Genomic DNA, 26,180 nt, shown 5'->3' with positions numbered 1-26,180 from the left:
ACGGGTCGAGGAGGCGGTGGTCGTCACGCCCGGCGCGGTCAGGCCGAGCAGATGGACGGCAGCATGTCGGCCGGCGCGTTGGCCGGGCACGGGTCGAACGTCCACACGACGAGCGTGCCGAGGAGGAGCAGGACCGCGGCAGAGACGACGAGCGTGCCGAGCAGCACGCGGCGCACCGCGGGGCGGCCGACGTAGTCGTTGACGATCGTGCGCATGCCGTTCGACCCGTGGATCAGCGCGAGCCAGAGCAGCAGCGTGTCGTAGACCTGCCAGAACGGGTTCGCCCACTTGCCGGCGACGAAGCCCCAGTCGATCGCCTTGACCCCGCCCTCGCCGGCGAGGAGGTTGACGAACAGGTGGCCGAAGACCAGCACCACCAGCACGGCGCCGCTGACGCGCATGTAGATCCAGCCCCACTTCTCCCAGTTGGTGCTGCGGCGGGCGGTGCGCGCGCTGCGCGGGGCCTCGACGGTCTCAGTGGTCATCGCGTTACTCCGAGAAGACGTTCATCAGGTGGCGGGGGGCGAAGCCGGCGAAGAGGACGACCGCGACGCCGATCACGATCCAGAAGAGGAGGCGCTGGTGCTTCGTGGCGGGGGCCCAGAAGTCGATGAGGATGATGCGCAGGCCGTTCAGCGCGTGGAACAGGATGGCGGCCACCAGGCCGGTCTCGCCCAGGCCCATCACGGGGTTCTTGTACGTGCCGATGACGGCGTCGTAGGCCTCGGGGCTGATGCGCACGAGCGCGGTGTCGAGGATGTGCACGAGCAGGAAGAAGTAGATGCTCACGCCGGTGATGCGGTGGAGGACCCACGACCACATGCCCTCACGGCCGCGGTAGAGCGTGCCGGCGAAGCGCTGGCCCTTGCGGGGCTCGGGCACCCGGGGCGACGTGCCGCGCGACCCGCCCGTCGGTGTCGCCAGTGTTCCCGTCGACTGCTCGGCCATGAGCGGCCCTCCTCGCGGACGAGGCGGTCGGCTGCGATCCGGGTGGGGACAGCCGCGTCCGCCGTGTGCGTTCATAGAACTGTCCCAGCATACGAGCGGGGTCGTCGCTCCCGCCGCTTAGGCCCGCCTAAGAACGGTCGATCTACTTCGATGTCGAGAGAAGCCCCGGCGTCCGCGTGCGCGTCGCCGGCGCCCCTCCGAGCACTGCCCGACGGGCGTCGGCGTAGTGGTCGAGCAGCGCGTCGCCCACGGTCTCCCAGGTGCGCCCGACGACGGCCCGTCGGCCGGCCTCGCCGAACCGGGCGCGCAGGGCGGCGTCGCCGACGAGCGCGCCGACCGACCGTCGGAGCGAGTGGTCGTGCCGCGGGTCGAACAGGAACCCGTCGACCCCGTGCCGCACGAGGTCGAGGGGCCCGCCCGCGGCCGGCGCGACCACCGGCACCCCGGCCGCGTGCGCCTCCTGCACGGTCTGGCCGAACGTCTCGGTCGTGCCGGTGTGCACGAAGACGTCGAGCGCGGCGTAGGCGTCGGCGAGCTCGTCGCCGTGCAGGGGCCCGGTGAAGACGGGGTCGAGGTGCCGCAGCCGTCGGCGCAGGGACGGCAGCGACGGGCCGCCGCCGACGACCAGCAGGCGCACGCCGTCGGCACGACGCAGGGCGGCGAGGCGCTCGACCTGCTTCTCCGCCGCGAGACGGCCGACGTAGCCGACCAGCACGTCGTCGGGCCCCGCCCCGGCGAGGGCGCGCACGCGGGCCGCGCCCTCGCCGGGGCGGCGGTTCGGGTGGTACCGCTGCGCGTCGACGCCGCGGCCCCACGTCGCCAGGCGCCGCACCCCGGCGCGCTCGAGGTCGCGCAGGGAGGCGGTGGAGGGCACCAGGGTGACGGTCGCCTGCTCGTGGATGCGTCGGACGAGCTTCCAGGCGACGGCCTCGGTGACCGGGCCGAGGCCGCTCGCGGCGGCGTAGCGGGCGACGTCGGTCTGGAACACGGCGACGCTCGGCAGCCCGAGCCGGGCGGCGGCCGAGATCGCCTGCGCCCCGAGCAGGAACGGCGAGGCCACGTGCACGACGTCCGGGGCGAACGCCGCGAGGGCGCCGGCGACCTGGGGCCCGGGCAGGCCCACGGGGAACTGCCGGTACGCCACGGAGGGGACGCGGTGCACGCGCGCTCCGGCGTACTCGTCGTGCCCGCGCCCCGCCGGCGCGATCACGAGGGCCTCGTGGCCGCGGCGCGCCAGGTGGTCGAGCACCCGCAGCACGCTCGTCGTGACGCCGTTGACGGTGGGCAGGAAACTCTCGGTCACGATGGCGACCCGCATGGGCACTCCTCGACTCGGCGTCGTCCCAGGCTGCCGGGAGGGCGTGTCCGGTCGGAGCCGGCGTCGTGGCGCCGCGGTGGCGGGCGGGTGAACGGCCGGTGGGGGAGCAGGGGCCGGTCGTCCCGGCCGCCACGGGTCCGCTCGGTAGGGTGGCGGTCATGACCAGCACGGACGGCCTCGACCGCTTCTACAGCATCATCCCCGCGGGCGGCATCGGCTCTCGCCTCTGGCCCCTGAGCCGTGCGGACGCGCCCAAGTTCCTGCACGACCTCACCGGCAGCGGGTCGACCCTGCTGCGCGGCACCTGGGACCGCCTCGCGCCCCTCGCGGGGGAGCAGCGCATCATGGTCGTCACGGGTCGCTCGCACCGGGCCGCCGTCGAGTCGCAGCTGCCCGCCCTCGCCGACCACAACGTCGTGCTCGAGAGCGAGCCCAAGGACTCGACCGCCGCCATCGGTCTTGCCGCGGCGATCCTCCGCCGCCGCGAGCCGGACGTCATCGTCGGCTCGTTCGCCGCCGACCACGTCATCGCCGACGTGCGGGGCTTCGGCCGGGCGGTCAAGGAGGCGATCGCGCTCGCGGACGCCGGCTGGATCGCGACCATCGGCATCACCCCGACCGAGCCCGCGATCGGGTTCGGCTACATCCACGTCGGCGAGGGCCTCGACGTGGCGGGCGCGCCCAGCGCGCGCCGGGTCGAGGCGTTCGTCGAGAAGCCCGACCTGGCGACCGCCGAGGGCTACGTCGCCGGGGGCGACCACCTCTGGAACGGGGGCATGTTCATCTCGCGTGCCGACCGCCTCCTCGAGCAGCTGGGCGAGACGCGACCCGAGCTGCTCGCCGGCATCGAAGAGCTCGCCGAGGCGTGGGACACCAGCCGTCGCGGCGCCGTCGTCGACGCCGTGTGGCCGGGCCTCGAGAAGATCGCGATCGACTACACCGTGGCCGAGCCCGCCGCCGCGGCGGGCCGCCTCGCCGTCGTGCCGGGCGACTTCGACTGGGACGACGTGGGCGACTTCGCCTCGATCGCCAAGCTGCACGCCGGCGGCCGCAAGAGCGACCTCGCCATCCTCGGCGAGAACGCCCGGGTGCTGGCCGACGCGTCGAGCGGCATCGTGGTCGGCCACAGCGGCCGGCTCATCTCGCTGATCGGCGTCAACGACATCATCGTCGTCGACACCCCCGACGCCCTGCTCGTCACGACGACGGCGAACGCCCAGCGGGTCAAGAGCGTCGTCGACGCGCTGAAGCTGAGCGGCCGCAGCGACGTCCTCTGACCCGACGGTGTTACGGCTCGGTTTCGGGTCGGTCCCGTTCGTGTAACGCCTCTGCGGCGGTACACCTGCTCGTCGTCGGGCGCCCGACACAGTAGGTAACATCACAGCCAGACGTGCCCGACGTCTCGTGTCGGGCAGCACCTTGGAGGACATCTTGACTACAACTGCGCGGAAGGCCGTCTTCAGCGGCCTCGCCCTGGCGAGCAGCGTCGCCATCCTGGCCGGCTGTGCCTCGGCCCCCGAGAGCGACGGCGACGCGGCCGGCGGCTCCGGCGGCAGCGACTTCGTGCCCTGCATGGTCTCGGACGCGGGCGGCTTCGACGACAAGTCGTTCAACCAGCTCGGCTACGAGGGCCTCACCGAGGCCGCCGAGGCCGAGGGCGCCGAGGCCAAGACGGTCGAGTCGGCCGACGAGACGGTCTACGACGCCAACCTGTCGAACCTCGCCGGCCAGGGCTGCAACCTGATCGTGACCGTGGGCTTCGCGCTCGCCGACGCGACCAAGGCCGCGGCCGAGTCGAACCCCGAGATCGACTACGCGACCATCGACGACGCGTCGATCACGGCGGACAACGTCAAGCCGATCACCTTCAACACGTCCGAGGCGGCGTTCCTCGCCGGCTACGCGGCCGCCAGCTACTCGAAGACCGGCACCGTCGGCACCTTCGGCGGCCAGCAGTTCCCGACCGTCACCATCTTCATGGACGGCTTCGCCGACGGCGTCGAGTACTACAACGAGCAGAAGAGCGCCGACGTCAAGGTCGTCGGCTGGGACGTCGCGTCGCAGACCGGCACCTTCACCGGCGGCTTCGAGGCCGGCACGGTCGCCAAGCAGAGCGCGCAGACCCTGATCGACCAGGGTGCCGACGTGATCCTGCCGGTCGGCGGCCCGATCTACCAGAGCGCCGCCGCGGCCATCCGCGACGCCGACTCCGACATCGTGCTCATCGGTGCCGACTCCGACACCTACGAGACCGACGCCGACAACAAGGACCTCTTCCTCACCTCGGTGCTCAAGGGCATCAAGCAGGCCACGGACGACGTCACGACGCAGGCCTCCTCGGGCGACTTCTCCAACGAGCCCTACGTCGGCACGCTCGAGAACGACGGCGTCGGCATCGCGCCGTTCCACGACTACGAGGACAAGGTCGACGCCGGCCTGTCCGACGAGCTGGACACCATCAAGGCGGGCATCATCGACGGCTCCATCCCCGTCGAGTCGCCCTCGTCGCTGACGAACTGACGCCTGTCGGCACCACCTCAGGCATCGATTAGCATTGCCTGATCGAGGGCCCGGGCGGACGGTCTCCACCGTCCGTCCCGGGCCCTTCCCCACGCCTACACCGAGGTAGATTGACGAGATGAAGCTCGAGCTCAAGGGCATCACCAAGCGATTCGGCGCACTGACCGCCAACGACCACATCAGCCTGACCGTCGAGCCCGGCGAGATCCACGCCCTGCTCGGCGAGAACGGGGCCGGCAAGTCGACCCTGATGAACGTGCTCTACGGCCTGTACCAGGCCGACGAGGGCGAGATCCTGCTGGACGACGTCGTCCAGCGGTTCTCCGGCCCCGGCGAGGCCATGGCGGCCGGCATCGGCATGGTGCACCAGCACTTCATGCTCGTGCCCGTCTTCACCGTCGCCGAGAACGTCATGCTGGGCCACGAAGAGACGCGGGGCGGGGGCAGGCTCGACCTGGCCGCCGCCCGGGCCAAGGTGCGCGAGATCTCTCGCCGCTTCGGCTTCGACATCGACCCCGACGCCGTCGTCGAAGAGCTGCCCGTCGGCGTGCAGCAGCGGGTCGAGATCGTCAAGGCCCTGTCGCGCGACGCGAAGGTGCTCGTCTTCGACGAGCCCACCGCCGTGCTCACCCCTCAGGAGACGGACGAGCTGATGGGCATCATGCGCCAGCTCCGCGACGCCGGCACGGGCATCGTCTTCATCACCCACAAGCTCCGTGAGGTCCGCGAGGTCGCCTCGCGCATCACCGTCATCCGCCTCGGCAAGGTCGTCGGCGAGGCCGAGCCGACCGCCAGCAACGCCGAGCTCGCCTCGCTCATGGTCGGCCGCGCCGTCGAGCTCACCGTGCAGAAGGGGCCCGCCGAGCCCGGCGAGGCCGCCCTCGTCGTCGAGTCGCTCCGCGTCGTCGACCCGATCGGCCAGGTCGTCGTGGACGACGTGTCGTTCGAGGTGCGCCGCGGCGAGGTCCTCGCCATCGCCGGCGTGCAGGGCAACGGCCAGACCGAGCTGACCGAGGCGATCCTGGGCCTGCAGCCCCGGGTCGAGGGCCGGGTCTCGCTCGACGGCCGCGACATCACGGGGCACAGCGTCCGACGCGTGCTCGACGCGGGCGTCGGCTTCGTGCCCGAGGACCGCAACGAGGACGGCCTGGTCGGCGAGTTCACCGTCGCCGAGAACCTCATGCTCGACCGGTCGCAGTCCGGACCGTTCGTGCGTCGCGGGTCCCTCCGCCTCGCCGAGCTCGCGGCCTTCGCCGTCGAGAAGGTGCGCGAGTTCGACATCCGCACCCAGGGCATCGCGACCCCGGCGGGCCGCCTCTCGGGCGGCAACCAGCAGAAGGTCGTGCTCGCCCGCGAGCTGAGCCGCGACCTGCGCCTCTTCGTCGCGGCCCAGCCCACGCGGGGCATCGACGTCGGCTCGATCGAGTTCGTGCACAAGCGCATCGTCGCGACCCGCGACTCGGGCGTGCCGGTCATCGTCGTGTCCACCGAGCTCGACGAGGTCGTCGCCCTCGCCGACCGCATCGCCGTGATGTACCGCGGCGCGATCATCGGCATCGTCCCCGCCGACACCCCGCGCGACGTGCTCGGGCTCATGATGGCCGGCGAGGCACCCCAGGCGAAGGAGCACGCGGCGTGAGCGACGCGACCACCACGACCACCCCGGCCCCCCAGGGGGCCCCGACGGGCGGCCCGGTCGACACGGCCGACTCGCGCGGGCAGCGACTGCTCCGCGAGATCACGACGGGCAACGCGGCCATCTCGGTGCTCGCCGTCGTGCTGGCGCTCGTCGTGTCCGGGCTGCTGATCGGCTTCACCGACCCCGACGTGCAGCAGACCACGGGGTACTTCTTCTCGCGGCCCTCGGACTTCTTCCAGGCCTTCTGGGCGTCGGTGGGCGGCTCGTACTCGTCGCTGTTCCAGGGCGCCGTGTACAACTTCCGCGTCGACGGCTTCGCGGCGGGCATCCGGCCCCTCACCGAGACGCTCAACTACGCGGTCCCGCTCATCGCGGCCGGCCTCGGCGTCGCCCTGGCATTCCGCGTCGGCCTGTTCAACATCGGCGCGCGCGGCCAGATGCTCATCGCGGCCGGGGCCGCGGGCTGGGTCGGCTTCTCGTTCGACCTGCCGCTCGCCGTCCACCTGCCGCTGGCCCTCCTGGCCGGCATCGCGGGCGGCGCGATCTGGGGCGGCCTCGTCGGCCTGCTCAAGGCCCGGACGGGCGCGCACGAGGTGATCCTCACGATCATGCTCAACTACGTCGCGTTCTACCTGATCTCGTACGCCCTGCGCACGCCGGGCCTCCTGCAGGCGCCGGGCAGCCCGAACCCGAAGTCCCCGGCGACGCTGCCCAGCGCCGTCCTGCCCGACCTGTTCGGCCCGAGCTACAACCTCAACTGGGGCTTCCTGCTCGTCATCGCCATCACCGCCGTCGTCTGGTGGCTGATCAACCGCTCGACGCTCGGCTTCCGGTTCCGCGCGGTCGGTGAGAACCCGCACGCGGCCCGCACGGCCGGCATGAACGTCAAGAACATCTACCTCTACGCGATGCTCATCTCGGGCGCCCTGGCCGGCGTCGCCGGCTCGACGCAGGTGCTCGGCACGCTGACGACCGGCTTCACCTCGGGCATCGACGCCGGCATCGGCTTCGACGCCATCACGGTCGCCCTGCTCGGCCGTTCCCGCCCCTGGGGCGTCTTCGGCGCCGGCGTCCTGTTCGGGGCGCTCAAGGCCGGCGGCTACTCCATGCAGGCGGCGAACGGCGTGCCGATCGACATCGTCCTCGTCGTCCAGTCCCTGATCGTGCTGTTCGTGGCGGCCCCGCCGCTCGTCCGCAGCATCTTCCGTCTGCCCGCGCCGGGCGCCCGCCGGGTGCCCCGCGGCTCGAAGAAGGAGGCGGTGGTCACCAAGTGAGCACCCTCACCCCCGACACGGTCGCGCCCGTCGCGCCGACCCCCGGTCTCGGCCACGTCGCCCGACGCAGCTACAAGGCGCCCATCGCGTTCGCCGTCTTCACGGTCATCGCGGTCGTGCTGTTCGTCCTGAACCCGCGCGAGGGGTCCAGCACCTTCCGCCTGGCCACGGCGACCGACTTCTTCGCCCTGCCCGACGCGGTCCTGCCCTCGGCGGCGACGGGCGTGGTGCTCACGGTCGTCCTCGCGGTCGTCACCGTCCTCGCCGTCCTGCTGGCCCGGCGTGCCCGTCCCGTCCCGATCTGGCTGGTCGCGGTCTTCGGCGTCCTGTTCCTCGTCGCGTTCCTCGCGTGGACCAGCGCCGGCGCGACGATCCCCGTGCCCGGGCTCCTGCTCGGGGCCCTCGCCCTCAGCACGCCGCTGATCTTCGGCGCCCTCGGCGGCGTGATCAGCGAGCGGGTCGGCGTCGTCAACGTCGCCATCGAGGGGCAGCTGCTGGCCGGCGCCTTCGTGTCGGCGGTCGTCGCCTCCGCCACCGGGTCCGCGTACGTGGGCCTCGCCTCCGCCATGGTCGCCGGCGTGCTCGTCTCGATGGTGCTCGCCGTCTTCAGCATCCGCTACATCGTCGACCAGGTCATCGTCGGCGTCGTGCTGAACGTCCTGGTGACGGGCCTGACGAGCTTCCTGTACTCGCAGGTGCTGACGAAGTCGGAGGGGCTGAACCAGGGCATCCGGTTCCCGCAGCTGCCGATCCCGGGCCTCAGCCAGATCCCGATCGTCGGGCCCGTGTTCTTCCGCCAGACGATCATCGTCTACCTCATGTACATCGCCATCGCGGTCGTCTTCTACGGTCTGTTCCGCACCCGGTGGGGCCTGCGCCTCCGCGCGGTGGGCGAGCACCCGCAGGCCGCCGACACGGTCGGCATCAAGGTGAACGCGACCCGGTTCTGGAACGTCTCGCTCGCGGGCGCCGTCGCCGGCCTCGGCGGCGCGTACTTCACGCTGGGCTCGCTCGGCAACTTCCAGAAGGAGATGACGGCGGGGGCGGGCTTCATCGCCCTGGCCGCGGTCATCTTCGGCCGGTGGGACCCGATCCGGGCCACCCTCGCCGCGCTGCTCTTCGGCTTCGCGTCGAACCTGCAGAACGTGCTCGGCGCCATCGGCTCTCCCGTGCCGAGCGAGTTCATGCTGATGCTGCCGTACGTCGTCACGATCTTCGCCGTCGCCGGCCTCGTCGGCCAGTCCCGGGGCCCGGCCGCGTCCGGCAAGCCCTACGTGAAGTCGTGACCGCGCCCGCCGGCGTCGAGGCGGACGGGCCCCGCCGCGTCGTCGAGACGACTGACTGGGAGGCCCTCCGCCAGGCGGCGCGCGAGGCCATGGCCAAGGCCTACGTGCCGTACTCGCGGTTCCCCGTCGGCGCCGCGGCGCTCACGTCGGACGGCCGCCTGGTCACGGGCTGCAACATCGAGAACGCCTCGTACGGCATCACGCTCTGCGCCGAGTGCTCGCTCGTCACCGACCTCGTCATGGGAGGCGGCGGCACGCTCGTCGCGTTCGCCTGCGTCGACGGCAACGGGGGCGTCCTCATGCCGTGCGGGCGCTGCCGTCAGCTGCTGTACGAGCACTCCGACGCCGACATGGTGCTCGACACCGTGTCGGGCCACAAGACCATCGACGAGGTGATCCCGGACGCGTTCGGGCCCCGTCAACTCGAGCAGTACCGCGACTCACAGTCGTAGCGAGGAGCACCACCATGAGCACCACCCCTCCCTCCGTCGAGCCCTTCGACACCGTCGACCTCATCCGCGTCAAGCGACGCGGCGACGCCCTCGGCACCGCCCAGATCGACTGGCTGATCGACGCCTACACGCGCGGCTACGTCGCCGACGAGCAGATGTCGGCCCTGACCATGGCGATCTTCCTCAACGGGATGGAGCGCCGCGAGATCCGCGACATGACCCTGGCGATGATCCGCAGCGGCGAGACGATGGACTTCGCCGGCCTCGGCAAGACGACGGTCGACAAGCACTCGACCGGGGGAGTGGGCGACAAGATCACCCTCCCCCTGGCGCCGCTGGTCGCCTCCTTCGGGGTGGCCGTGCCGCAGCTGTCGGGCCGCGGACTCGGGCACACGGGCGGCACGCTCGACAAGCTCGAGTCGATCCCGGGCTGGCAGGCCTCGATCTCGAACGAGCGGATGCGCGAGATCATGGCCGACTCGGGCGCGGTCGTCTGCGCGGCGGGCTCCGGCCTGGCGCCCGCCGACGGCAAGCTCTACGCTCTGCGCGACATCACCGGCACCGTCGAGTGCATCCCGCTGATCGCCTCGTCGATCATGAGCAAGAAGATCGCCGAGGGCACGGCGGCGCTCGTGCTCGACGTCAAGTTCGGCTCGGGGGCCTTCATCCAGGACATCGAGCAGTCGCGCCTCCTGGCGCAGACGATGGTCGACCTCGGCAAGGACGCGGGGGTGGCGACGACGGCCCTGCTCACCGACATGAACGTGCCCCTCGGGCTCACCATCGGCAACGCCCTCGAGGTCCGCGAGTCGGTCGAGACCCTCGCGGGCGGCGGACCCGCCGACATCCGCGAGCTCACGGTCGCGCTCGCCCGCGAGATGCTCACGCTCGCCGGCCAGCCGGACGCCGACGTCGAGGCGGCGCTCGACGACGGGCGGGCGATGGACGCCTGGAAGACCATGATCCGCGCGCAGGGCGGCGACCCCGACGCGGCGCTGCCCACCGCCCGCGAGACGCACGTCGTGACCGCCGCGCGCAGCGGGTGGCTGACCGAGCAGCAGGCGCTGCCGTTCGGCATCGGGGCCTGGCGCCTCGGCGCGGGCCGGGCCCGCAAGCAGGACCCGGTGCAGGCCGCCGCGGGCATCGAGCTGCACGCGAAGCTCGGCGACGCCGTCGTCGAGGGCCAGCCGCTCTTCACCCTGCACGCCGACGAGCCCGCCCGGTTCGAGCGCGCGCTCGAGGCCGTCGAGGGCGCCTGGGCCATCGGCGACGAGCAGGTCGAGCGCGGCCCGCTCGTGGCCGAGCGCGTCTCCTGAGCCCCCCCGGGCCGTCGCCGGCCGTGCCGGCGGCGGCCCTCGGCCGTGCAGGAGGCGCCCAGCGCGTCTCCGGCACGGGTCCGGTCGCCTCCGGGTCGCCGCCCAGCGGCGTGACGGTCCGCGGCGGTAGCCTTGTGCCATGAGCGCACCGGACAAGGACTACCGCCTGCCTGACGGCGGACCCCGCATCGCCCCCCTGCCGAAGGTGTCGTTGCACGACCACCTCGACGGCGGGCTGCGACCCCAGACCATCGTCGAGCTGGCCGACGAGATCGGCTACGAGCTCCCCGTCGGCGGCGGGGCCGACGAGCTCGCCCGCTGGTTCGTCGACAGCGCCGACTCGGGCAACCTGCCCGACTACCTCGCCACCTTCGACGTGACGACCGCGGTCATGCAGACCGAGGCGGGCCTCGAGCGCGTGGCGCGCGAGTTCGTGCTCGACCTCGCGGCGGACGGCGTCGTCCACGGCGAGATCCGCTGGGCGCCCGAGCAGCACCTGCAGAAGGGCCTGAGCCTCGAGCAGACCGTCGAGGCCGTGCAGCGCGGCATCGACGAGGCCGTCGACCAGCTCGACGGCGAGGGCCACGTCATCTCCGCCGGGCAGCTCGTCACGGCCATGCGCCACGCCGACCGCGGCCTCGAGATCGCCCAGCTGGCGGTCAAGTACCGCGAGGCCGGCGTGCTCGGCTTCGACATCGCCGGCGCCGAGGCCGGGTTCCCGGCCTCGAACCAGCGCCCGGCCTTCGACCTGCTCGCGCGCGAGTTCCTGCCCGTGACGGTGCACGCCGGCGAGGCCGACGGCCTCGACAGCATCCGCAGCGCCCTGCTCGACGGTCGCGCCCTTCGCCTCGGCCACGGCGTCCGCCTCGCCGAGGACATCCGCGTGGTGGCCTCCGCCGGCGACCAGACGACCGTCGAGCTCGGCCCGATCGCCGCCTGGGTGCGCGACCGCGAGATCGCCCTCGAGCTCGCGCCGCAGTCGAACCTGCAGACGGGGGCCATCGCGGCCTGGGGCCGCGACCTCGACGACCACCCGTTCGACCTGCTCTACCAGCTCGGGTACTGCGTCACGGTCAACACCGACAACCGCCTCATGAGCGACACGAGCCTCACGAAAGAGCTCGCGCTGCTCGCGCAGGCGTTCGACTACGGCCTGTCCGACCTCGAGACGTTCCAGCTGAACGCGGCGGCGTCGAGCTTCCTGCCCCTCGAGGACCGCGAGGCCCTGGCCGACCGCATCACGGCGGGCTTCGGGGCGGTCTGACCGTGCCCCTCCCGTCCCTCCCCGACAGCGCGGTCGTGATCGCGGCCGACGCGCCCGACTGGCGCTCGGCCGTGCTCCGCGCCGGCGACGCGCTCGTCGCGTCGGGCTCGACGCGCGAGGGCTACGGCGACGAGATGGTCCGCATGATCGAGCAGCACGGGCCCTACGTCGTCATCGCCCCGGGGCTCGTGCTCGCACACGCCCGACCCGACGAGAGCGTGCTGCACGACGGTCTCGCGGTCGTGACCCTCGCCGAGCCCGTGCCGTTCGGCCACCCGCACAACGACCCCGTGAGCGTCGTGCTGGGCCTGGCGGTCGAGTCGGTGGGCGGGCACCTCGAGTCGATCGCCGACCTGGCCAACGTGTTCAACGACGCCTCCGTCATCCCGGCGCTGGCGGCCGCGACGAGCGCCGACGAGGTCCGTCGGCTGATGGGGACGAGCGCGTGAAGATCGTGACCATCTGTGGTGCCGGCATCGGCAGCAGCGGGATCCTGAAGGTGAACGCGGAGCGCGTCCTCGCGCGGCTCGACATCGAGGCTGAGGTCGTGGCCGCCGACGTCGCGTCGATCGCGACCGTGGCCGAGGACGCTCAGGTGATCCTCACGTCCCAGGAGTTCGTCGAGGCGATCGGGCGCACCTTCGCGGACGTGATCGTCATCCAGAACCACTTCGACCAGGCCGAGCTGACCGAGAAGCTCCAGCGGTCGCTGGGCTAGACGCCACGCGGCGTCGCCGCCCCGGCGGCACGACGAGGGCCGGGGCGCGACGTGCGCCCCGGCCCTCTCGGCGTGTCCTGCCCCTAGTGGAGCAGCTCGCGCATGCCGGCGTCGAGGTCGGCGACGGCCGCCTCGGCCGCGGCCCGCCGGGACGCGGCGTCGCCCTCGGTGCTCGAGGCGTCGACGTAGACCTTGAGCTTCGGCTCGGTCCCGCTGGGGCGCACGATCACGCGCGACCCGTCGGTGAACCACAGGCGCAGCACGTCGCCCGGGGGGAACGCGCCGAAGCCGTCGCGGAAGTCGTCGATGCGGTCGACCCGACGGGATCCCACGGTCGCGGGGGGCGCCTCCCGCAGTCGGCCGGTCAGCCTGGCGATGTCGGACAGGTCGTCGACGCGCAGCGAGATCTGCGACGACGCGTAGGCGCCGAACCGCTCGTCGAAGGCCGTCAGGTGCTCGGCGACGGTCGAGCCCTCGGCGGCCAGCTCCGCCGCGAGGGCGAGGAAGTCGACCGCGGCCGAGATGCCGTCCTTGTCGCGGATCTTCTGCGGGTCGACGAGGTAGCCCAGCGCCTCCTCGTAGCCGAACAGGAGGCCGCCGACGCGGGACACCCACTTGAAGCCCGTGAGGGTGTCCGCGTAGTCGAGGCCGTAGCGGCGTGCGACCTCGCGAAGTGCGGGGGACGAGACGATGCTCGCGGCGAGCGTGCCGTCGACGTCGTCACGGCGCGCACGCTCGGCGGCGCGCCAGCCGAGCAGGGCGCCGACCTCGTTGCCCGAGAGCCGACGCCAGCCGTCGGTCGTGGGCACGGCGACGGCGAGGCGGTCGGCGTCGGGGTCGTTCGCGATGACCAGGTCGGCCGAGACGCGGTCGGCGGTGGCGAAGGCGAGGTCGAGCGCGCCGGGCTCCTCGGGGTTCGGGAACGCCACCGTGGGGAACTCGGGGTCGGGCGCCGACTGCTCGGCCACCGGGATCGGCTCGACGAAGCCCGCCTGGGCGAACACCCGCCGGGCGACCTCCCACCCGACGCCGTGCATCGCGGTGTAGACGACGCGGGGCTGACGGCCCGACGCGGAGCCCGCCGCGGCCGTGCCGGCGAGGGCCGCCGTGCGGCGGACGTACTCGTCGACGACCTCGTCGCCGGACTCGGTCCAGTCGTCGGACCGGGGCAGCTCGGAGACGGGACGGGTCGCGGCGTCGTCGATGCGGGCCGCGATCTCGGCGTCGACGGGCGAGACGATCTGCGACCCGGCGTCGACGCCGCCCAGGTAGACCTTGTAGCCGTTGTCGCGGGCGGGGTTGTGGCTGGCGGTGACCATGACGCCGGCGCTGACGTCGAGGTGGCGCACGGCGAAGGCGAGCACGGGCGTGGGGAGGGCGCGGGGCAGGATCGTCGTGCGCACGCCGGCGGCGGCCATGATCTCGGCCGTGTCGCGGGCGAAGACGGCGCTGTTCTTGCGGCCGTCGTAGCCGATGACGATGGACGGCGCCTCCTCGCGGCCGGTGAGGAACGCGGCGAACCCCGCCGCGGCCTGGGCCACGAGCACGCGGTTCATCCGCGCCGAGCCCGCGCCGAGGGCTCCGCGCAGGCCGGCCGTGCCGAAGGCGAGGCGGGTGTCGAAGCGGTCGTGCAGGTCGGCGACCGCGTCGGCGTCGCCCGTCTCGGCGGCCGCGACGACGGCGTCGAGCTCGTCCCGCGTCTCGACGTCCGGGTCCTGGTCGCGCCAGGCCCGTGCCGCGGCGACCAGTGCGTCGTCGCCGGTCACAGGGCCGCCACGATGCGGGCCAGCAGCTGGCTGATGGCGCCCTCGGCGTCCTTGCCGGCCTGCAGCACCTCCTGGTGGCTGAGGGGCTCGTCCTGGATGCCGGCCGCGAGGTTCGTGATGAGCGACATGCCGAGCACCTCCATGCCGGCCTCGCGGGCCGCGATGGCCTCGAGCGCCGTGGACATGCCGACGATGTGGCCGCCCATGGCCTTCGCCATCTGGACCTCGGCGGGGGTCTCGTAGTGCGGGCCGCGGAACTGCGTGTAGACGCCCTCGTCGAGGCTCGGGTCGATGCCCTTCGCGATCGCGCGGAGCCGAGCCGAGTAGAGGTCGGTCAGGTCGATGAACGTCGCGCCCTCGAGGGGGCTGTCGGCGGTGAGGTTGATGTGGTCGCTGATCAGCACGGGGCTGCCCGGGGTCCACGTCTCCTTGATGCCCCCGGCGCCGTTCGTGAGGATCATCGTGCGGGCGCCCGTGGCGGCGGCCGTGCGCACGCTGTGGACGACCCGGCGCACGCCGTGGCCCTCGTAGTAGTGCGTGCGCGCGCCGATGACCAGGGCGGCCTTGCCGCCGGGCAGGGCGATGCTGCGGATCGAGCCCGTGTGGCCGACGACGGCGGAGGCGCTGAAGCCGGTGATCTCGGTCGCGGGCACCTCGGCGGTCGTCTCGCCGATCAGGTCGGCGGCCTTCGCCCAGCCGCTGCCGAGCGTGAGGGCGATGTCGTGGTGGGCGACGCCGGTCGCGGCGGCGATTTCGGCGGCGGCGGTGCGGGCGACCTCGAAGGGGTCGGCGGCACCGTCGAGGGGGTGCGTGGGTGTCTCGGACATGGCGTCCACTCTAGGTCCCGCACCCCCGCCTCCCGCCCCCGCCCCGCCTCCAGGAACCTCGTTCCCGCCCTCGCGGGGATCAGGACCGAGGTTCCTGAACGGGGGAGGGGCGGCTAGTCGATGCTGAGCAGCACGTGGCCCGACGACACGGTCTCGCCGACGGTCGCCGAGATGCCCGAGACGACGCCGTCGCGGTGCGCCGCGACGGGCTGCTCCATCTTCATGGCCTCGAGCACGAGCACGAGGTCGCCCTTGACGACCTGCTGGCCCTCCTCGACGGCGAGCTTGACGACGGTGGCCTGCATCGGCGACTTGACCTCGGCGCCGGTGGCCGTGACCACGGCGCCTCGGCCGGCGCCGCGACGGCGAGGGGCGGCCGCGGGAGGCGCGGTGCGCGCGCCGAGACCGGCCGGCAGCGAGACCTCGACGCGCTTGCCGCCGACCTCGACCACGACGGTGGTGCGCTCGTCGTCGGGACGGGGCGCCTCGGCCTCGCCGCTCCACGCGGGGATGTCGTTGACGAACTCGGTCTCGATCCAGCGGGTGTAGATCGAGAACGGCGCGTCGCCCTCGGGGGCGAAGGCGGGGTCGCGCACGATCGCGCGGTGGAACGGCAGCACCGTCGGCAGGCCGGCGACCTCGAACTCGTCGAGGGCGCGACGGGAGCGCTCGAGGGCGTCCTCGCGCGACGAGCCGGTCACGATCAGCTTGGCGAGCAGCGAGTCGAACGACCCGCTGATCTCGTCGCCGGCCTGCACGCCGCTGTCGACGCGGACGCCGGGGCCGCCGGGAGCCTTGAAGACGTGCACCGGGCCGGGGGCGGGCATGAAGCCCCGGCCGGCGTCCTCGCCGTTGATGCGGAACTCGAACGAGTGGCCGCGGGGCTCGGGGTCGCCGTAGTAGAGCACGCCGCCCTCGGCGAGGCGGAACTGCTCGCGGACGAGGTCGATGCCCGTCACCTCTTCGGAGACGGGGTGCTCGACCTGCAGGCGCGTGTTGACCTCGAGGAACGACACCGTGCCGTCCTTGCCGATCAGGAACTCGCAGGTGCCGGCGCCGACGTAGCCGACCTCGCGGAGGATCGCCTTCGACGACTCGTAGAGGGCGGTGGTCTGCTCAGGCGTCAGGAACGGGGCGGGCGCCTCCTCGACCAGCTTCTGGTGGCGGCGCTGCAGCGAGCAGTCGCGGGTCGAGACGACCACGACGTTGCCGTGCGCGTCGGCGAGGCACTGGGTCTCGACGTGGCGGGGCTGGTCGAGGTACTTCTCGACGAAGCACTCGCCGCGGCCGAAGGCGGCGACGGCCTCGCGGGTCGCCGAGTCGAAGAGCTCGGGCACCTCGTCGCGGGTGCGGGCGACCTTGAGGCCGCGTCCGCCGCCGCCGAAGGCCGCCTTGATGGCGACGGGCAGGCCGTGCTGGTCGACGAACTCGAGCACCTCGTCGGCGCCCGAGACGGGGTTGAGGGTGCCGGGCGCGAGGGGGGCGCCGACGCGCTCGGCGATGTGGCGGGCGCTGACCTTGTCGCCCAGCTGCTCGATGGCCTCCGGCGACGGGCCGATCCAGACGAGGCCGGCGGCCGTGACCGCGCGGGCGAAGTCGGCGTTCTCGGCGAGGAACCCGTAGCCCGGGTGCACGGCGTCGGCGCCGGAGCGGCGGGCGACCGAGAGGATCTTGTCGATGACGAGGTACGTCTCGGCGCTCGTCGTGCCGCCGAGCGCGTAGGCCTCGTCGGCGAGGCGGGCGTGCTGCGCGTCCCTGTCCTGGTCGGCGTAGACGGCGACGCTGCCGATGCCGCTGTCGCGAGCGGCGCGGACGACCCGGACCGCGATCTCTCCACGGTTGGCGATGAGGACCTTGCTGATGGACGGCATAGTTCCCCACCCTATTGCGCCGCCCGCACCCGTCTTTGGCTGACGTGCACGAAAACCCGCAGGAGGCGCGTGACGATTCCTACAAGGCGCCGGAGGTCGGCGTCGTCCACAGCTCGTGCCACGGCACGCCGAACCCGCGAACCAGCGACCGCAGCACGGGCACCGAGAGGCCCACCACGGCGCTCGGCGTGCCCTCGATGTGCGTGATGAACGCCGCGGCGCGGCCGTCGATCGTGAAGGCGCCCGCGACCTCGAGGGGCTCGCCCGTCCCGACGTACGCGGCCAGCTCGGCCGGCTCGAGGTCGTCGGCGAAGGTGAGCGCGGCGCTGGCGACGGCGCCGGCGCCCCCGGCCTCGAAGGCGCCGTCGGCCCGGGGCGCGCCGCCGCGGTGGTCGACGAGCCAGTGTCCCGACCAGAGCACGCCCCGGCCGACCTCGGCCATCCGGCGCCAGCGGTCGAGGGCCAGGGCGGGCTCGTGCGGCTTGCCGTGCACCTCGCCGTCGAACTCGAAGGCGCTGTCGCCGCCGAGCACGAGGCCGTCGAGGGGCGCGCCGTCGATCCTCACGTCGAGCACGGCCTCGGCCTTCGCCCGGGCGAGCAGCGAGACGGTCTCGGACGCGGTCAGGCGCCGACCCGCCGCCTCCTCGGCCGAGGCGACCGCCGCCTCCTCGTCGACGCCCGGGCTGATCAGCACGGGCTCGATGCCCGCGGCGCGCAGCAGCGCGAGGCGGGCGGGGGAGGTGCTGGCCAGGTAGAGGGGAACGGTCATGTCCGCCAGCCTGTCAGACTCGGAGCATGGGAGACATGCTGGGCCGCGAGGTCGAACTGGACGTGACGGGCATCGCACACGGGGGCATCTCGGTGGCCCGGCTCGACGGGCGGGTCGTGTTCGTCTCGGACACCCTGCCGGGCGAGACGGTGCGGGCGCGGGTGACCGACGACCGCAAGAAGTCGTTCTGGCGCGCCGAGACGGTGTCGGTGGTCGAGGCGAGCCCGCACCGACGCGAGCACGTGTGGTCGGCCGCCTCGGTCGACCGCAGCCCCGAGGACCGCGCCGGCGGCGCCGAGTTCGGCCACATCGAGCTCGCCCACCAGCGCGAGCTCAAGTCGCAGGTCGTCCGCGACGCCCTGACCCGCACGGGCGGCCTCGACCCCGACCAGGCCACGGTGCGCGTCGAGGCACTGCCGGGCGACGACGAGCGGGGCGGCGCCGGCTGGCGCACGCGGGTGCGCCTGCACCTCGACGCCGAGGGGCGACCCGGCCAGTACGCCGCCCGCTCGCACCGCGTCGTCCACGTCGCCGACCTGCCCCTCGCGACCCCGGAGGTCGCCGAGGCGGCGCCCCTGGGCGAGGCGTTCCCCGGCGAGGAGCACGTCGACGTGCTCGCGCCGAGCACGGGAGGCGCCCGGCTGATCATCGGGAAGCAGGCCCCCAGCACGGTCACCGAGCAGGTGGGCGAGCGCACGTTCCAGCTCGACGACGGCGGCTTCTGGCAGGTCCACCGCCACGCCGCCGAGACCCTCACCTCGGCCGTGCAGCAGATGATCGACCCCGCCCGCTTCGAGCCCGGCGCCGCCAACCTCGACCTCTACGGCGGGGTCGGCCTGCTCGCCGCGGCCGTGGGCGACGCCTTCGGCAGCCGGGTGCGCATCACGAGCGTCGAGAGCGACGAGCGCGCGACCGAGCACGCCTCGGAGAACCTCGCCGACTGGCTGGGCGCCTCCGCCGTCACCGCCAGGGTCGACCGCTGGGTGCGGCAGGCCGTCGCGCAGGCGACGTCCGCCGAGCGCGACCGGTCCCGCGCGGCGACCGTCGTGCTCGACCCGCCCCGTTCGGGCGCCGGTCGCCCGGTGGTCGACGGCCTGGCCGACCTCGCTCCGGCCCAGGTCGTCTACGTGGCCTGCGACCCGGTCGCCCTGGCCCGTGACCTCGCCCTGTTCCGCGACCGCGGGTACGACGTCGACGCGCTCCGCGCCTTCGACCTGTTCCCGAGCACCCACCACGTCGAGACGGTGGTCCGCCTGATCCGTCGTTGACCTGTCGTCACGTTACGATGACCACGTTGACGACCCGGAATTCAGGGACCGGGTCGCACGCGACCTCGAATGGACCACTCGTGACCGACACCTCGACGGACGCCTCGGCGCCGACCACCTCCGCACCCGTCCGCGTCGCCATCGTCGACGACCACGAGTCCGTCCGCCTGGGCATCCAGGCCGCCTGCCAGAACGAGGGCTTCGACGTCGTCCTCACCGCCGCCGGGGTGCAGGAGCTCGTCGAGTCGCTCGCCGGCCGCGAGGTCGACGTCGTCGTGCTCGACCTCTCGCTCGGCGACGGGTCGACGGTCACCGAGAACGTCAAGCGCGTCCAGGCCACCGGCTCGGCCGTGCTCGTGCACAGCATCGCCGACCGCGTCGCCAGCGTCCGCGAGGCGCTCGCCGCGGGCGCGGCGGGGGTCATCCCCAAGTCGTCGGCGACGAAGACCGTCATGGCCGCCGTGGCGACGGTGGCCCGCGGCGACGTGCTGAACAACCTCGAGTGGGCCAGCGCCATCGACGCCGACCGCGACTTCGCCAAGGCGCAGCTCGGCCGGCGCGAGCGCGAGATCCTGCACCTCTACGCGTCGGGGCTGCCGCTCAAGCTGGCCGCGCAGCAGCTCGGCATCGGGTACTCGACCGCCCGCGAGTACCTGGACCGCATCCGCGTCAAGTACGTCGAGGTCGGCCGCCCCGCGCCGACCAAGGTCGACCTGCTCCGTCGCGCCGTCGAGGACGGCATCCTGCCCGGCCTCGACGCGGACGGCGGCGATGGCCGCTGACCCCCTCCCGGTCCCGGCCGGGCCGGCGCCGCCTCCGCGGTCGACGCGCAACCCGATCAGCCGGGCGCTCTTCGACAAGGTGCTCGGCCGCGTCATCGCGCTCGCCGGGCTGATCTTCGGCCTCCAGGCGCTGCCGACGACGATGCAGCAGATCGGGGTCATGCAGGTCGCCTGGGCCTGGCTGATCGGGGTGGGGATGCTGGGCGCCCTCGTCGCGGTCGGCGTGGCGAGCGTCGTCGTGCGCGGGGTGGAGACGACCTGCGCGATCCTCGCCGTGTCGTACCTGGTGGCGCTCATCACCTGGCCTCTCGCCGTCGTCGACCCCGAGCAGGTGCTGCGCGGCGTCCCGTGGCTCTGGTACCTGTGCACGGTCGCGACCGCGGCCGCGGCGTACGCGTTCTCGGCGTGGATCGCCATCGGCTACTCGGTGGCCGTGCCGCTCGTCTACGGCCTCATCCGGCTGACCCCGTCCGGCGGCGGGGAGTCGCTGACCCGCGCGGCCCTCGACTCGACCTACGCCATCCTCCTCGGCGGCGCCGTGCTGGTGCTCGTGCTCATCCTGCGCCAGGCGAGCGCCGCGGTCGACGCGGCCCAGGCCACGGCCGTCGCCCGCTACTCGGGCGCCATCCGCGAGCACGCGACCGAGCTCGAGCGCGTGCAGGTCGACGCGATCGTGCACGACAGCGTCCTCACGACGTTCATCCAGGCCGCGCGGGCCTACACGCCGGAGGAGCGGGTGCTGGCCACGACCATGGCCAGGAACGCGATGGCCCACCTCACCTCCGCCGCGGCCACCACGCCGTTCGACGAGTCGACGACCACGCTCGGCAGCCTGCGCCGCCGCCTCGTGGACGCCGTGGAGGCCACGGGCGTCGTCATCGAGCTGCGGGCCGACGAGGCCGACGACCGGGTGCTGCCCGCGACGGCCGCGGAGGCGCTCGTGAGTGCCGCGGCCCAGGCCCTCGTCAACAGCTCGCAGCACGCGGGGCCCGGCCCCGTGCGCCGCTGGGTGACCGTCGAGCGGTCGGGCGACGACGGCGTCCTGCTCGAGGTCGGCGACGACGGGGTGGGCTTCGACCCCGCGGGCGTCCCCGAGGAGCGCCTCGGCGTCCGCGTGTCCATCGTCGAGCGCGTCGCGAACGCGGGCGGCAGGGCGTGCATCGACTCGCGGCCCGGCCAGGGCACGGTGGTCAGGGTCATGTGGCCGAGCCGGCTCGTCGTCGGCCCGCCGACGGAGGAGGACTCGTGAGGATCACCGTCCCCCGGTGGCTGATCGTCTCCCTCGCCGCCGTCTTCTCCGCCTACCACCTGGTGCTCGGCACCGTGTCGCTCGGGCAGGTGACCGACCCGGTGCCGGTCGTGGCGTGCCTCGTCCTGTACGCGGTCGTGACGACCGTCGTCCTCTGGCCCACGCGCCAGCCCGTCATGCCCGTCTGGGCCGCCGCGTTCGCCCTCGCCGTGAGCATCGTCGTGCCGCTCGTCGTCACGTCGGTGCTCGACCCCACGGCCGAGAACGGCTACGCGACCTGGTACGTCGCGGCGGTCGGCACCCTGATGGTCATCGTCTCGACCCGGCGGCGCCAGGGCTTCGCCTGGCTCGGGGTCGGCTTCATGGCCGTGCACGGCGTCTCGTGGGCGGGCGTCTCCGAGATCGCCGACCTCGGCATCGTCGGCAGCGTGAGCTGGGTGGCGTTCGCGCACGCGATCTCGTCGACCCTCACCCGGGCGGGTCGCGAGACGCGGGAGTTCATCCTGGCCGAGCACGAGGCGGCCGACTGGCAGGCGGCCCAGGAGGCGCATGTCAACGAACGGCAGTACCGCCTCCTGCAGACCGGTCGCACCGCACGCCCCATGCTCCAGGCGATCGTCTCGCAGGCGGGCGACCTGACGCCCGAGCAGCGGCGGGAGAGCCTCCACCTCGAGGGCGCGATCCGGGACGAGATCCGCGGCCGGCGCCTCCTCGACGACGACGTCCGTCGCGAGGTCATGGCCGCACGGCGGCGGGGGGCCGAGGTCAGCCTGCTCGACGAGGGCGGCATCGACGACGTCCCTGCCGACGAGCTGCGGCGCATCCACCAGGCCCTCGCGGCCGCCCTGCACGGCTCGCAGGCCGACAAGCTGATCGTCCGCACGGTGGGGGGCGGCGAGCACGCCGTCTCCGTCGTCGGGCTCGGGTCGCCCGACCTCAGCTCGAGCGCCCTGGGACGCGGCGTCGCGGCGGAGGCCGACGAGGACGACGACGACGACGAGGTGCTGCTCTGGCTGCAGATCCCGCGGCACGCGCCGGGTGCGGAGGGGCACGGCGACGACGGGCACGGCGACGACGGCGGGGGAGCGCACGACGGGCCCGACCGGCTCGACGGGGCGGACGAGGACGAGCGCCACGGACGCGCAGGCGACGAGCGCGACGTCGCCGACGGCGGTCGGCCGCTCGTCGGCTGAGCTCCGCACGGAGGCGCGCCCGCGGATGCGGCCCGGCTCGCCCCCGGGAACGGGAAGAGGGCCAGACACCCGTCTGGCCCTCATGGGAGGAATCCCCGACCAGGGCGGCAACCCGAATGCCGCCGTGGTCTGCCCACGACCGAGAACTCGCTTACCCTAGTCAGCTCTCGATCGGTGGTGCGACTCAAGGAGAGGCACCTAGCAAGAACGAGTATGGCGCGCCCCGTCAGGAGTGCACAGTCGTCATTTAGGGGGACAGTCAGGGGTCTATGACGTCGTCTACCCCCGTTCGGGTGCCGTCAGTCCGGGCTTCACGCCGTCGGCGGCGAGGTGGCCGGGGTACGCGCCGGGGTACAACCGGGCGCGCCACGTAGGGGCGCGGCCCGGCGCCGGGTCAGCCCGGTCAGCCCGAGAAGCCCCGCCAGCGCCCCGCGCCGCGCTCGAGCGGCCGTCGGAGGCGGGCGGCCGGCGCCGACCACAGCGTCGTCGGTGCGCTCCGAGGGGTCGAGCGCGCCCGGTCGGCGGTCTCGGCCTCGAGGGCGGTCAGCACGGCGGTGACCGCCGCGAGCTCCTCCGGCGTGGGCGAGCCCGTGACGACGCGCAGCGACGCGCCCTCGGGGTCGCCGTCCCGGGCGGCGTGGCGGCCGCTCACAGGGGGATGTTCCCGTGCTTCTTCGGGGGCAGGTCGGCGCGCTTCGTGCGCAGGGCCCGCAGGGCCTTGACCACGGCGACCCGGGTGGCCGCCGGCTCGATGACCCCGTCGAGCTCTCCCCGCTCGGCAGCGAGGAACGGGCTCGCGACGTTGTACGTGTACTCGCTGGCGAGCCGTGCGCGCACCTCGGCGACGTCCTCGCCGGCGGCCTCGGCCGCCTTGATCTCGTTGCGGTACAGGATGTTGACCGCGCCCTGGCCGCCCATGACGGCGATCTCGGCGGTCGGCCAGGCCAGGTTGATGTCGGCCCCGAGCTGCTTCGAGCCCATGACGATGTAGGCCCCGCCGTACGCCTTGCGGGTGATGACGGTGACGAGCGGCACCGTGGCCTCGGCGTACGCGTAGAGCAGCTTCGCGCCGCGGCGGATGACGCCGGTCCACTCCTGGTCGGTGCCCGGCAGGTAGCCGGGCACGTCGACGAGGGTGAGGATCGGGATGCCGAAGGCGTCGCAGAACCGCACGAAGCGGCTGGCCTTCTCGCCGGCCTCGATGTTGAGCGTCCCGGCCATGGCCGAGGGCTGGTTCGCGATGACGCCCACCGACCGGCCCTCGACCCGGCCGAAGCCGACGACGATGTTGGGCGCGAACAGCGGCTGGACCTCGAGGAACTCGCCGTCGTCGACGACGTGCTCGATGACGGTCATGACGTCGTAGGGCTGGTTGGGGCTGTCGGGGATCAGCGTATTCAGCTGACGGTCGTCGTCGGTCGTCTCGAGCTCGACGGCCTGCTCGAACACGTGGGGCTCGGAGAGGTTGTTGTCGGGCAGGTACGACAGCAGCGACCGGGCGTAGTCGAGGGCGTCCTCCTCGTCGCTCGCCAGGTAGTGCGAGACGCCGCTGACCTTGTTGTGCGTCAGGGCGCCGCCGAGCTCCTCGAAGCCGACGTCCTCGCCCGTGACCGTCTTGATGACGTCGGGGCCCGTGACGAACATGTGGCTGGTCTTGTCGACCATGATGACGAAGTCGGTGAGCGCGGGGGAGTAGACGGCCCCGCCCGCCGCCGGCCCCATGATCAGCGAGATCTGGGGGATGACGCCGGAGGCGCGGGTGTTGAGGCGGAAGATCTCGCCGTACTTGCCGAGCGCGACCACCCCCTCCTGGATGCGGGCCCCGCCGGAGTCGAGGATGCCGATGATCGGCACGCCCGTCTTGAGCGCGAGCTCCATCACCTTGATGATCTTCTCGCCGGCGACCTCGCCCAGCGAGCCGCCGAAGATGGTGAAGTCCTGCGAGTAGACCGCCACCTGGCGGCCGTGGATCGTGCCGGTGCCGGTCACGACCGCGTCGCCGTAGGGCCGCTTGGCCTCCATGCCGAAGGCGTGCGTGCGGTGCCGCACGAACTCGTCGAGCTCGACGAACGAGCCGGGGTCGAGCAGGCCGTCGATGCGCTCGCGGGCGGTCATCTTGCCCTTGGCGTGCTGCTTCGCGATCGCGGCCTCGCCGCTGGCCGTCACGGCCTCGTGGTACCTCGACGTCAGGTCGGCGAGCTTGCCGGCCGTGGTGCGGAGGTCGGGCTGCGGGGCGCCGTCGGTGGGCGCGGGTTCGGAGGTCACGCCGTTCACTCTACCGAGGGCCCTGCCGCCCGCCGTTGGAGGTTCCCTCGCGCGCGACGGCTCGCGGCTGGTGGGAAAGCCCCAACGCCTAGGCTTGCGCCGTGGACGACCTCGAGAGCACAGCCTTCCCCGTGAGCTCGGCTCACAGCCCCCGTCTGGTGCACGTGGCCGAGACCGGGTCGACCAACGCCGACCTGCTCGCCGACCTCGACGCGCCCCACCTCGCGGTGCTCGCGACGCTCTCGCAGACCGCCGGCCGAGGGCGCCTCGGCCGCACCTGGACGGCGCCCCCGGGGCGCACGCTCGCGGCCAGCGTGCTCGTCGAGCGCCGCACCCTGCCCGTGTCCGCCCTGGGCTGGCTGCCGCTCGCCGCCGGGGTCGCGATGCGCGCCTCCGTCGCCTCGCTGGTCCGCTCGGGCGAGGTCGGGCTCAAGTGGCCGAACGACGTGCAGGTCGACGGGCTGAAGGTGTCCGGCGTCCTCGCGCAGCTGCGGCCCGACTCGTCGGCCGTCGTCGTGGGCGCGGGCGTGAACCTCGCCCTGACCCGCGACGAGCTGCCGACCCCCGTCTCGACGTCGCTGTCGCTGCACGGCGTCGAGGGGCCCACGGAGGCGGTGGCCGACCAGGTGCTGTCGGCCTGGCTCGCCGACTTCGCCGCCCTCGTCGAGGCGCTGTCCGACGCGGGCGGCGACGCCGAGGCGTCCGGCCTCCGGGGCCGCGTGCTCGACGAGTGCACGACCCTCGGCCGGCCGGTCGGGGCGGAGCTGCCCTCCGGCGAGGTCGTCGTCGGCACGGCGACCTCGGTCGACCTCGAGGGGCGGCTCGTCGTGCAGCCGGCGACCGGCGACGCCGTCGCCGTGTCCTCCGCCGACGTGACCCACCTGAGGGTAGGAATGACCCCGTGAGCACCACCGACCCGCAGCCGCGCGAAGAGGTGGTCGCACGCCTCCACCCGCACTCGCGCGCGCTCTTCTGGCCGTCTGTGGCCCTCGTGGCCGTGTGCGCGGCCGGCGGGTACTTCGGCAGCTGGTCCGACGTCGAGTGGCAGAACTGGGCCGTCCGCGGCGCGGCCGTCCTGCTCGGGGTGCTGCTGTGGCTCGTGCCCCTGCTGGTCTGGCTCGGCCGCCAGTACGTCGTCACCACGCGGCGGGTCGTCCTGCGGCAGGGGTTCCTGGTGCGGACCCGCCACGAGCTGATGCACAGCCGCGGCTACGACCTCACCGTGCGCAAGAACGCGGTGCAGAGCCTCTTCCGCAGCGGGGACGTCCTCGTGCACACCGGGCGCGACCGCCCCGCCGTGCTCTGGGACGTGCCGGGGGCCGACCTCGTGCAGGCGACCCTGCACGACCTCATGGAGGCCGAGGCGAGGTCGGCGGCCCAGCAGTGGCGGGCCGGGCCGTCCGCTCCCGGGCCGGGCGCCGGGGGCACCGGCCCGCACCACGACGCCGTCTAGGT

General features: G+C 73.2%; 25 protein-coding genes. 16 read left to right on the top strand and 9 right to left on the bottom strand.

What is annotated here, in order from left to right; translation table 11 throughout:
- Positions 1-38: 38 nt before the first annotated feature.
- The 3 genes from sdhD to FHR78_RS03720 form a co-directional block, all read right to left on the bottom strand.
- Positions 39-485, bottom strand: coding sequence for a succinate dehydrogenase, hydrophobic membrane anchor protein (gene sdhD, locus FHR78_RS03730; RefSeq protein ID WP_166759138.1), 447 nt, complete (start codon positions 483-485; stop codon positions 39-41).
- A 4-nt stretch (positions 486-489) separates the two neighbouring features.
- Positions 490-948 carry a succinate dehydrogenase, cytochrome b556 subunit gene (gene sdhC / locus FHR78_RS03725; protein ID WP_166759137.1) on the bottom strand — a complete coding sequence of 153 codons (459 nt, stop codon included), beginning with the start codon at positions 946-948 and terminating at the stop codon, positions 490-492.
- A gap of 142 nt (positions 949-1,090) precedes the next feature.
- Positions 1,091-2,266: a glycosyltransferase family 4 protein gene (locus FHR78_RS03720; protein WP_166759136.1), complete on the bottom strand. Its 1,176-nt coding sequence runs from the start codon at positions 2,264-2,266 to the stop codon at positions 1,091-1,093.
- Positions 2,267-2,424: 158 nt separating this feature from the next.
- Between FHR78_RS03720 and FHR78_RS03715 the strand changes: the two genes are divergently transcribed.
- From FHR78_RS03715 to FHR78_RS03670, 10 genes are all read left to right on the top strand, one after another.
- On the top strand, positions 2,425-3,543 hold the full coding sequence (locus FHR78_RS03715) for a mannose-1-phosphate guanylyltransferase (protein WP_166759135.1): 1,119 nt from the start codon (positions 2,425-2,427) through the stop codon (positions 3,541-3,543).
- Between the two features lie 154 nt (positions 3,544-3,697).
- Complete coding sequence (locus tag FHR78_RS03710; RefSeq protein ID WP_166759689.1) at positions 3,698-4,786, top strand: BMP family lipoprotein; 1,089 nt, start codon at positions 3,698-3,700, stop codon at positions 4,784-4,786.
- A 118-nt stretch (positions 4,787-4,904) separates the two neighbouring features.
- Positions 4,905-6,425 carry an ABC transporter ATP-binding protein gene (locus FHR78_RS03705; RefSeq protein ID WP_166759134.1) on the top strand — a complete coding sequence of 507 codons (1,521 nt, stop codon included), beginning with the start codon at positions 4,905-4,907 and terminating at the stop codon, positions 6,423-6,425.
- A complete protein-coding gene (locus FHR78_RS03700; RefSeq protein ID WP_166759133.1) occupies positions 6,422-7,699 on the top strand; it encodes an ABC transporter permease subunit in 1,278 nt (425 codons plus the stop codon). The genes FHR78_RS03705 and FHR78_RS03700 overlap by 4 nt, the downstream gene beginning before the upstream one ends.
- The gene (locus FHR78_RS03695; RefSeq protein WP_166759132.1) at positions 7,696-8,985 is read left to right on the top strand and encodes an ABC transporter permease subunit; all 1,290 of its coding nucleotides are present in this window, start codon (positions 7,696-7,698) and stop codon (positions 8,983-8,985) included. Before FHR78_RS03700 ends, FHR78_RS03695 begins: the two co-directional genes overlap by 4 nt.
- On the top strand, positions 8,982-9,437 hold the full coding sequence (locus FHR78_RS03690) for a cytidine deaminase (protein WP_347878034.1): 456 nt from the start codon (positions 8,982-8,984) through the stop codon (positions 9,435-9,437). The genes FHR78_RS03695 and FHR78_RS03690 overlap by 4 nt, the downstream gene beginning before the upstream one ends.
- 14 nt (positions 9,438-9,451) lie before the next feature.
- Positions 9,452-10,753: a thymidine phosphorylase gene (locus FHR78_RS03685; RefSeq protein ID WP_166759131.1), complete on the top strand. Its 1,302-nt coding sequence runs from the start codon at positions 9,452-9,454 to the stop codon at positions 10,751-10,753.
- 139 nt (positions 10,754-10,892) lie between these two features.
- The gene (locus FHR78_RS03680) at positions 10,893-12,017 is read left to right on the top strand and encodes an adenosine deaminase (RefSeq protein WP_166759130.1); all 1,125 of its coding nucleotides are present in this window, start codon (positions 10,893-10,895) and stop codon (positions 12,015-12,017) included.
- A 2-nt stretch (positions 12,018-12,019) separates the two neighbouring features.
- Positions 12,020-12,466, top strand: a complete 447-nt coding sequence (locus tag FHR78_RS03675) for a PTS sugar transporter subunit IIA (protein ID WP_166759129.1) — start codon at positions 12,020-12,022, stop codon at positions 12,464-12,466.
- Positions 12,463-12,735, top strand: coding sequence for a PTS sugar transporter subunit IIB (locus FHR78_RS03670; RefSeq protein WP_166759128.1), 273 nt, complete (start codon positions 12,463-12,465; stop codon positions 12,733-12,735). Before FHR78_RS03675 ends, FHR78_RS03670 begins: the two co-directional genes overlap by 4 nt.
- Positions 12,736-12,818: 83 nt before the next feature.
- On the opposite strand, the gene FHR78_RS03665 is transcribed toward FHR78_RS03670, so the two are convergent.
- The 4 genes from FHR78_RS03665 to FHR78_RS03650 all read right to left on the bottom strand — a co-directional run bounded on the left by FHR78_RS03665 (position 12,819) and on the right by FHR78_RS03650 (position 17,968).
- A complete protein-coding gene (locus FHR78_RS03665) occupies positions 12,819-14,501 on the bottom strand; it encodes a phospho-sugar mutase (RefSeq protein WP_166759127.1) in 1,683 nt (560 codons plus the stop codon).
- Positions 14,498-15,328, bottom strand: a complete 831-nt coding sequence (locus tag FHR78_RS03660) for a purine-nucleoside phosphorylase (RefSeq protein ID WP_166759126.1) — start codon at positions 15,326-15,328, stop codon at positions 14,498-14,500. The genes FHR78_RS03665 and FHR78_RS03660 overlap by 4 nt, the downstream gene beginning before the upstream one ends.
- Before the next feature lie 113 nt (positions 15,329-15,441).
- Positions 15,442-17,199, bottom strand: coding sequence for an acetyl/propionyl/methylcrotonyl-CoA carboxylase subunit alpha (locus FHR78_RS03655; RefSeq protein ID WP_166759125.1), 1,758 nt, complete (start codon positions 17,197-17,199; stop codon positions 15,442-15,444).
- 79 nt (positions 17,200-17,278) lie between these two features.
- On the bottom strand, positions 17,279-17,968 hold the full coding sequence (locus FHR78_RS03650; RefSeq protein ID WP_166759124.1) for a Maf family protein: 690 nt from the start codon (positions 17,966-17,968) through the stop codon (positions 17,279-17,281).
- Between the two features lie 26 nt (positions 17,969-17,994).
- On the opposite strand from FHR78_RS03650, the gene FHR78_RS03645 reads away from it, so the two are divergent.
- The 4 genes from FHR78_RS03645 (at position 17,995) to FHR78_RS03630 (ending at position 22,460) form a co-directional block, all read left to right on the top strand.
- Positions 17,995-19,236 (top strand): class I SAM-dependent RNA methyltransferase, encoded by a 1,242-nt coding sequence (locus tag FHR78_RS03645; protein ID WP_166759123.1) that lies wholly within the window; start codon positions 17,995-17,997, stop codon positions 19,234-19,236.
- An 80-nt stretch (positions 19,237-19,316) separates the two neighbouring features.
- Positions 19,317-20,018: a response regulator gene (locus FHR78_RS03640; RefSeq protein ID WP_166759122.1), complete on the top strand. Its 702-nt coding sequence runs from the start codon at positions 19,317-19,319 to the stop codon at positions 20,016-20,018.
- Entirely contained in the window at positions 20,008-21,267 is a 1,260-nt protein-coding gene (locus FHR78_RS03635) for a sensor histidine kinase (RefSeq protein ID WP_166759121.1), read from the top strand. The genes FHR78_RS03640 and FHR78_RS03635 overlap by 11 nt, the downstream gene beginning before the upstream one ends.
- On the top strand, positions 21,264-22,460 hold the full coding sequence (locus tag FHR78_RS03630) for a hypothetical protein (protein ID WP_347878033.1): 1,197 nt from the start codon (positions 21,264-21,266) through the stop codon (positions 22,458-22,460). The genes FHR78_RS03635 and FHR78_RS03630 overlap by 4 nt, the downstream gene beginning before the upstream one ends.
- A 403-nt stretch (positions 22,461-22,863) precedes the next feature.
- Here FHR78_RS03630 and FHR78_RS15010 read toward each other — a convergent pair whose 3' ends face one another.
- Together FHR78_RS15010 and FHR78_RS03620 are read right to left on the bottom strand one after the other, a co-directional pair.
- Positions 22,864-23,112, bottom strand: a complete 249-nt coding sequence (locus tag FHR78_RS15010) for an acyl-CoA carboxylase epsilon subunit (protein ID WP_166759120.1) — start codon at positions 23,110-23,112, stop codon at positions 22,864-22,866.
- The gene (locus FHR78_RS03620; protein ID WP_166759119.1) at positions 23,109-24,734 is read right to left on the bottom strand and encodes a carboxyl transferase domain-containing protein; all 1,626 of its coding nucleotides are present in this window, start codon (positions 24,732-24,734) and stop codon (positions 23,109-23,111) included. Before FHR78_RS03620 ends, FHR78_RS15010 begins: the two co-directional genes overlap by 4 nt.
- A gap of 92 nt (positions 24,735-24,826) precedes the next feature.
- On the opposite strand from FHR78_RS03620, the gene FHR78_RS03615 reads away from it, so the two are divergent.
- Both FHR78_RS03615 and FHR78_RS03610 read left to right on the top strand, forming a co-directional pair.
- Positions 24,827-25,630 (top strand): biotin--[acetyl-CoA-carboxylase] ligase, encoded by an 804-nt coding sequence (locus FHR78_RS03615; protein WP_347878032.1) that lies wholly within the window; start codon positions 24,827-24,829, stop codon positions 25,628-25,630.
- On the top strand, positions 25,627-26,178 hold the full coding sequence (locus tag FHR78_RS03610; protein WP_166759118.1) for a PH domain-containing protein: 552 nt from the start codon (positions 25,627-25,629) through the stop codon (positions 26,176-26,178). Before FHR78_RS03615 ends, FHR78_RS03610 begins: the two co-directional genes overlap by 4 nt.
- Positions 26,179-26,180: the final 2 nt, after the last annotated feature.

This window comes from Frigoribacterium faeni, assembly GCF_011761235.1.
Taxonomy (GTDB): Bacteria; Actinomycetota; Actinomycetes; order Actinomycetales; family Microbacteriaceae; genus Frigoribacterium; species Frigoribacterium faeni_A.
Note: the sequence above shows the minus strand (reverse complement) of the source record. Positions and strands in the feature narration are given on the sequence as shown.

Coding starts and splice junctions, on each gene's coding strand:
- FHR78_RS03650 (WP_166759124.1), bottom strand. CDS start 17,968: ATGACCGTTCCCCTCTACCTGGCCAGCACCTCCCCCGCCCGCCTCGCG.
- FHR78_RS03720 (WP_166759136.1), bottom strand. CDS start 2,266: ATGCGGGTCGCCATCGTGACCGAGAGTTTCCTGCCCACCGTCAACGGC.
- FHR78_RS03680 (WP_166759130.1), top strand. CDS start 10,893: ATGAGCGCACCGGACAAGGACTACCGCCTGCCTGACGGCGGACCCCGC.
- FHR78_RS03715 (WP_166759135.1), top strand. CDS start 2,425: ATGACCAGCACGGACGGCCTCGACCGCTTCTACAGCATCATCCCCGCG.
- FHR78_RS03655 (WP_166759125.1), bottom strand. CDS start 17,199: ATGCCGTCCATCAGCAAGGTCCTCATCGCCAACCGTGGAGAGATCGCG.
- sdhD (WP_166759138.1), bottom strand. CDS start 485: ATGACCACTGAGACCGTCGAGGCCCCGCGCAGCGCGCGCACCGCCCGC.
- sdhC (WP_166759137.1), bottom strand. CDS start 948: ATGGCCGAGCAGTCGACGGGAACACTGGCGACACCGACGGGCGGGTCG.
- FHR78_RS03685 (WP_166759131.1), top strand. CDS start 9,452: ATGAGCACCACCCCTCCCTCCGTCGAGCCCTTCGACACCGTCGACCTC.
- FHR78_RS03635 (WP_166759121.1), top strand. CDS start 20,008: ATGGCCGCTGACCCCCTCCCGGTCCCGGCCGGGCCGGCGCCGCCTCCG.
- FHR78_RS03705 (WP_166759134.1), top strand. CDS start 4,905: ATGAAGCTCGAGCTCAAGGGCATCACCAAGCGATTCGGCGCACTGACC.
- FHR78_RS03660 (WP_166759126.1), bottom strand. CDS start 15,328: ATGTCCGAGACACCCACGCACCCCCTCGACGGTGCCGCCGACCCCTTC.
- FHR78_RS03645 (WP_166759123.1), top strand. CDS start 17,995: ATGGGAGACATGCTGGGCCGCGAGGTCGAACTGGACGTGACGGGCATC.